Annotated in this window: 5 protein-coding genes; 3 read left to right on the top strand and 2 right to left on the bottom strand. The window is 51.0% G+C overall.

Going from position 1 to position 6,617, the window contains the following annotated elements:
* Positions 1-128: 128 nt before the first annotated feature.
* Entirely contained in the window at positions 129-1,637 is a 1,509-nt protein-coding gene (locus tag BLQ36_RS07565) for a methyl-accepting chemotaxis protein (RefSeq protein ID WP_074515017.1), read from the bottom strand.
* Between the two features lie 182 nt (positions 1,638-1,819).
* Positions 1,820-3,418 (bottom strand): ribonuclease J, encoded by a 1,599-nt coding sequence (locus BLQ36_RS07570; RefSeq protein ID WP_296785398.1) that lies wholly within the window; start codon positions 3,416-3,418, stop codon positions 1,820-1,822.
* Between the two features lie 376 nt (positions 3,419-3,794).
* On the opposite strand from BLQ36_RS07570, the gene dcuC reads away from it, so the two are divergent.
* The 3 genes from dcuC to BLQ36_RS13255 all read left to right on the top strand — a co-directional run.
* A complete protein-coding gene (gene dcuC, locus BLQ36_RS07575; RefSeq protein WP_074515020.1) occupies positions 3,795-5,069 on the top strand; it encodes a C4-dicarboxylate transporter DcuC in 1,275 nt (424 codons plus the stop codon).
* A 37-nt stretch (positions 5,070-5,106) separates the two neighbouring features.
* Positions 5,107-6,240, top strand: a complete 1,134-nt coding sequence (locus tag BLQ36_RS07580; RefSeq protein ID WP_074515039.1) for a M20/M25/M40 family metallo-hydrolase — start codon at positions 5,107-5,109, stop codon at positions 6,238-6,240.
* Between the two features lie 99 nt (positions 6,241-6,339).
* Positions 6,340-6,617, top strand: a 278-nt coding sequence (locus BLQ36_RS13255; protein ID WP_143558707.1) for a helix-turn-helix domain-containing protein, incomplete at its 3' end; no start/stop codon positions are given.

Consider the following 6,617-nt stretch of genomic DNA (forward strand, 5'->3'; position numbering starts at 1 on the left):
CAACACCCTCCGCTAAAACGATTAACACCTTCTAATTTTATCACAAAAGAAAACCGTTGGCACGAGCCCCAGCGGGTGCCAACGGTTTTCTTTCACGAATTTACTATTTTACGCACAATTTTTCCTTCTCAGATTTTGAACTTCCGCACTTCATCGCTTAAGAGCTCTGCCTGACGGCTTAATTCTTCACTAGCCGAGGCGCTTTCTTCGCTGGTAGCGGAATTGGCCTGTACCACTTGGGAAACCTGCAATACCCCCTGATTAATCTGCTCAATGGCTAAGCTCTGTTCCTTCGAGGCCTTTGCAATGGATTCCACCAAATCTGCCACCTCGGATACATTGGCCACGATGGTCTTTAATTTCTCAGCCGCTTGGTGGGCAGATACCTGTCCATTATCCACCTTGGCAATGGAATTTTCAATCATCGCTGTCGTCTCTTTGGCGGCCTTGGCACTGCGTGCAGCCAGATTGCGAACCTCTTCGGCCACCACCGCAAAGCCCTTGCCATGCTGCCCTGCCCGGGCAGCTTCCACCGCAGCATTAAGCGCCAAGATATTTGTCTGGAATGCGATTTCGTCAATGACTTTGATTATCTTCGAAATATCATCGGAGGAAGTATTAATCTCCTCCATGGCCTGCAACATGCGCAGCATGTCGTCATTGCCGGCTTCTGCATTAGCCCGCGTAACGACGGTTATGCCATTGGCCCGTTCGGCGTTATTGGCATTGCTTTTCGTCTGGGAGGAAATCTCGGCAATGGAGGCCGAGAGCTCTTCTACGGAAGAAGCCTGTTGCGCCGCTCCCTGCGATAGAACCATACTCGAATCCGAGATATTCTTCGCCCCACCTGCGACCTGCTCCGCCGAAGACGCAATATTTTCCATGATAGACTTCATGGCATTCTTCATCGTATTGGCATCTTGACTGAGCTTAGCGATCTCATCCTGTCCATTAAATGTAATATCACTACCGCTCAAATCCCCACCAGCGATGGCTGCTAATGTCTTTTGCACTTCGAGAATCCGCTTCATCTGGTTGGCGATAATACCAGTTGCCAGCACCCCTATAATCAGCACCAAAACAATGATGGTAAGAATCATATTGCGAACGAACCGATGCTGAACTTCGATTACCGGCGCACTGGGTGCGCCGACAAAGAACATGCCAATCCGCTCGCCACTTGCGGAAACAATCGGCAAATAGCAGGTAAAGTATGGCACCCCAAGCACATCCGTCTCAACGGCTAATCTTTCTCCCCGGCCGATTACCGCCTCGACAACCTTTTCTGCCGCCTGCGTTCCCACCGCACGGTTGCCATCTTGTTTCAGCGTCGTCGAAACGCGCGTATTCCCGCGAAAAATGGTTATCGCATCCTCCCCAGCAATACCATCAATCCCATCCGTCAAATCTTCCATGAGACTATCGCCCTTGTACAGTCTACCATTTTTTATCTGCCAATTTCCGGGATATTGTTTGTCAAGCAGCATGCTAAGATGGCTAGCATCATCCGAGACCTTGCCAATATATACATCCGAAAAGGCATCATCGGCATTTTTGTAGGCTAGTATACCAACGCAGAGGCATGCGAACGCAATACATACGTTCAGGAATATTACCGTCTTCTTTTTCAGATCCATCTTGTACCTCCCTGTCTCCGCCCATTGGGCACAACTAATCGGATAAGGACCTCTACTTATGTGTCACGCGTCAATTTGCCGAACAATATGATATTATTGCAATATTCGTCACCCTGCGGATAGTTTCCTGCAAAAAAAATCCCTCTGATTAAAACCAGAGGGATTAATTGCCTTGTCATTAATTAAATTTCCATGATGATTGGCAAAATCATCGGACGACGACGCGTCTTCTCGAAGAGATAACGGCCCAGGGCATCGCGGACATTGGACTTAATGGCCGCCCATTCCTTAACGCCTTCATCCTCACAGCGGTCAAGGGCCTGCTCAACGCGGGCCTTGGCCTCATCCATCAATGCCTCGGACTCGCGGACATAGACAAAGCCGCGGGATACGATATCCGGCCCAGCTACCACTGTGTTGCTGGCCTTATCCATGGTGACGACGACAATCAGGATACCATCCTGTGACAGCTGCCGGCGGTCGCGCAGGACGATGTTGCCCACATCGCCGACGCCGAGACCATCCACCATGACCATGCCAGCCGTTACCTTGCCGGCAACGGTGCCCTTATCCCGGGTGAACTCGAAAACCGTACCGTTTTCGCCCATGAAAATATGGTCTTTGGGCATGCCAAGGCTCTGAGCCAATTTCGCATGCTGTACCAAATGATGATACTCACCGTGAACCGGAATGAAGAACTTCGGACGCACGAGATTGTGCATGAGTTTGAGCTCTTCCTGACTCGCATGACCAGATACGTGAACGCCCTTATCACGGCCATAGACCACATTAGCGCCAAGGCGCATGAGGTTATCAATGGTCTTAGAAACCAGCTTCTCATTACCCGGAATCGGCGTTGCCGAAATGATAACCGTATCGTCCGGCACAATGGTAACTTTGCGATGGTCCGAAGCCGACATACGGGTCAGCGCCGACATAGGCTCACCCTGGCTGCCCGTGGTGACGATAACCACCTGCTCCGACCGGAAGTTATTGATTTCATCAATATCGATAAACGTCCCTTCCGGACAAGTGATGTAGCCAAGCTCTAACGAAATGTTTACGACATTTACCATGCTGCGTCCTAAGACAGCCACGCGGCGCTTATAGCGCACCGCCGTATCCACCACCTGCTGAATGCGGTGAACATTCGAGGAGAAGGTCGCCACGATGATGCGGCCGCGTGCATTGTGGAAAGCCTTGTCAAAGGAGGCTCCCACCGTGCTCTCACTAGGCGTATGACCAGCCCGCTCCGCATTGGTGGAATCGGCCATCATGAGCAGAACGCCCTTGTTGCCAAGGTCCGAGAAGCGGCGAAAATCCGTCATCTTGCCATCAATGGGCGTATAGTCCAGTTTAAAGTCACCGGTGTGAACAATCATGCCCACCGGCGTCTTAATGGAAAGACCCACTGCATCGGGAATGGAATGATTGACACGGATGAACCCAACGCTGAAGCAGCCAACATTGATGATGTCGCCCTGCATGACCGAATGCAGGTTGCTAGAATCGACGCCATTTTCCTTGAGACGTCCCTCAAGGATGCCCAGCGTCAGGCGCGTACCGTAGACCGGCACGTTAATCTGTTTGAGGACATAGGGCAACGCGCCGATATGGTCCTCATGTCCATGGGTCAGGACAATCGCCTTAATTTTATCGCGATTCTCCAACAGGTAACTGATATCCGGAATAACGAGGTCGATGCCCAGCATATCTTCTTCCGGGAACATCAAGCCCGAATCAATCACGAGAATCTCATCATCCACACGGACAACGGTCATGTTTTTACCAATCTCCCCCAGACCGCCTAAGGGAATAATCTGTAGTTTTTGTGCTCCTTTAGCCAAAAATTACACCTCCAAAAATATTTTTTTATATCTATTGCAAGACGCAATTATAGTCCGAACAAAAGTAAAAAATGAAAATGCTTCGTGTCCGAAAACACGTATCCGATCAAATCATTCTTTTCTATTTTAGCATTCCGTCCTTGATTATGCAACCGGAAAAGCTGGTACTTTGTTACAAGATTACAAACTCCTTAAAACCAACATCCATCACAAGCCTGCAAATATATTATTGATTAGTATTGTGCGATAAATAATATTCATAGTATAATTGTTTTGTCAAAAACATTCACTATATTTAGGAGGTTTTATCATGTTAATTGCAGGAGCAATACTGGTAATTCTCACGTTCGTACTGATTGTGAAAAAGTACGAAGCCCGATTGGTGCTTTTCTGCGCTGGTCTCATCATGTGTCTGATTGGCGGCCTTCCCGGCGATGTTATGAAGGCCTTCACGAAAGCCATGGTCAACAACTCCCTGGTTCCCACCATCTGTACCGTCATGGGTTTCTCTTACGTCATGAAACTCACCCACTGTGACCAGCACTTGGTTCAATCCATCTCAACAATTCTGCACAAAGGACGTGCGCTGCTGGTGCCACTATCCTTTCTGCTTACCTGGTGGATTAGCCTGGCGATTCCTTCGGCATCGGGCTGTGCAGCTGCCGTAGGCAGTATCCTTATCCCCACTCTGATTGCCGCCGGCGTTCACCCGGCTATGGCTGCCGCTACAGTATTAGCTGGCACCTGGGGCAGTGCCATCAGCCCAGGCAATGCCCACAACCCCTTTGTGGCTGACTTGGCTGGCACGGATATGATGACCGTCATCATCAACGAAACGCCGGCTTCCATCATCGCCTCCCTTGCTTGCGTCATCATGCTGACGATTTATGCCGCGCTGCGCAACGAAGGTGCCTCGGATAAGCGCAGCCAGATTTATCTGGCCAAAATGCAGGCCGATGAAAAGCTCAGCTTTGAAGATTTCAAAGTCAATCCAATTCACGCTTTAGTTCCACTGATTCCTCTGTTCCTCTTGATTTTGGGTTCCAAACAGATTGGGATCCTGCCAGAAATCAGCGTCCCCCTTTCCATGCTTATCGGCGTCATCCTCGGCCTGCTGGTCACCTGGAGCGATGCCCAGAAAGTCTGCCGCAATTTTTTCAAGGGCATGGGAGATGCCTATAGCGACGTCATCGGGCTCATTGTCTGCGCCAGTGTATTCACCACTGGTATGACGGCTGTAGGCCTTACCGGAGCCCTCACCGACCTTATGAAAGGTTCTTCTTCCCTTGCTGCTGCAGCTGGCACCTTTGGCCCCTTCTTCATCGCCGTCATTTCCGGCTCTGGCGATGCGGCCGCCTTTGCTTTTAACGGTGCGGTTACCCCCTTTGCCGAACACTTCGGCATGACCATTATGGACCTGGGTTCGCTGGCACAGATTGCCGGAGCTATGGGACGCTCCATGTCCCCGGTTGCCGGTGCCGCTATCATCTGCGCCGGCCTCGCCAAGGTCAATCCAATTGAAGTATCCAAACGCAATGCACTGCCCTGTCTTGCCGCAGCCATTGTGCTGATGTTCCTGCTCTGAGGCAGGTTTCCAGAAAGGAAGTCTTTTGATGTCTGATATGATTAATGAACAGCACGTGCTGCATGAATTTCTCGAACTCGTACAGATTCGCTGCTCCACCCGTGATGAACGCGAAATCGGCGATATCCTGACCAAGCGCCTGACAGAGCTCGGCGGCATCGTCCATGAGGATAACGCTGGCAAAAAACTCGGCGGTAATTGCGGCAATCTCGTAGCGGATTTTCCCGCCTCGGATGACGTCCATAGCGATTTGCCGACCATAATGCTGACCGCCCATATGGATTGCGTGGAACCCTGCGATGACGTGCATCCAATTCGCGAGAACGGCATTATCCGTTCCGACGGCACGACAATTCTCGGCGGAGATGACAAGGCCGGTGTCACGGCTATCCTTGAGACCTTGCGGCAGCTGCGGGAGCAAAAGCTCTCCCATGGCCCGTTGCAGGTCGTCTTCACCATTGCCGAGGAAAACGGTGTCCACGGTTCCCAGAATCTTGACACCAGCCTGTTGCATGCCGATTTTGGCTACACCCTCGACACCCATAACCATCCGGGCTGCATGACTTTCATGGCCCCGGGCAAGAACCAGCTCCATATCCATATCCAGGGCAAAGCCGCTCATGCCGGTGTTGCGCCTGAATCTGGCAACAATGCCATCATCGCCGCGGGCAAGCTGCTCGCCACTGCCCCACAGGGCCGCATCGACGAGGAGACCACCTGCAACGTGGGCAGGATTGCCGGCGGCAGTGCCACCAACGTCGTTGCCGATACCTGCGACATCTACTACGAGAGCCGCAGCCGCAACAAGGCCAAGCTCGACAAGATTACGCAGGCTATCATCGACCACTTTACAGAAGGCGCCAAAGCCACCGGCTGCCAGATTACAGCCGAGGTAAGTCCCGATTACGGCCCCTATGAGCTTGCCAAAGACTGCCCAGCCATAAAACTTGCCAGCCAGGCCGCCCAAAAGCTCGGCTTCCCGGTAAAATTGGAAGAATCTGGTGGTGGCTCGGACGCCAACCACTTCAACACCTACGGCGTCCCCACGGTAGTTCTTTCTGTCGGCATGGAAAACTGCCACACCAAGGAAGAATACATCGAGGAAAAAGACCTCTACGATGCCGCCCGTTGGGCGTTACAGATTGTCGTGGAAGGTGCCGCGCTAAAGTAAATTGTTTTGTTCCATAAAAATCCCCGTTGACGTTCTTTGATATGCTCCCCTTATGAGAGACAGTAAAAAATAAAACTGTCATCATAGGGGGAGTTTTTCATGCCTCATAAGCAAAAAGCAACAGCAGAAGAGAAAACCAGAGTTACCCAGAAATGCCTCTCAGGTAGAATGACACGTAGTGAAGCAGCAGCATTATTACAAGTAGATATCACTACCATTAGCGATTGGATAGATCAGTACGAATCTGAGGGCCCCTCAGCTTTTTTGTCGCGTGAACGCAATCGTGTTTATACAGCAGAACTCAAAACTCGGGCCGTTATCAGTTATTTGAATGGTGAAGGCAGTTTGCGGGATATATGTCGCAAATATGCTATCCA

This window comes from Selenomonas sp. WCT3 (assembly GCA_900100835.1).
Classification (GTDB): Bacteria; Bacillota; Negativicutes; order Selenomonadales; family Selenomonadaceae; genus Selenomonas_A; species Selenomonas_A ruminantium_E.

What these genes read in the sequence shown, in the direction of transcription:
- dcuC (WP_074515020.1), top strand. Translation starts at nt 3,795, where the DNA reads ATGTTAATTGCAGGAGCAATACTGGTAATTCTCACGTTCGTACTGATT.
- BLQ36_RS07565 (WP_074515017.1), bottom strand. Translation starts at nt 1,637, where the DNA reads ATGGATCTGAAAAAGAAGACGGTAATATTCCTGAACGTATGTATTGCG.
- BLQ36_RS07570 (WP_296785398.1), bottom strand. Translation starts at nt 3,418, where the DNA reads ATGACCGTTGTCCGTGTGGATGATGAGATTCTCGTGATTGATTCGGGC.
- BLQ36_RS07580 (WP_074515039.1), top strand. Translation starts at nt 5,107, where the DNA reads ATGATTAATGAACAGCACGTGCTGCATGAATTTCTCGAACTCGTACAG.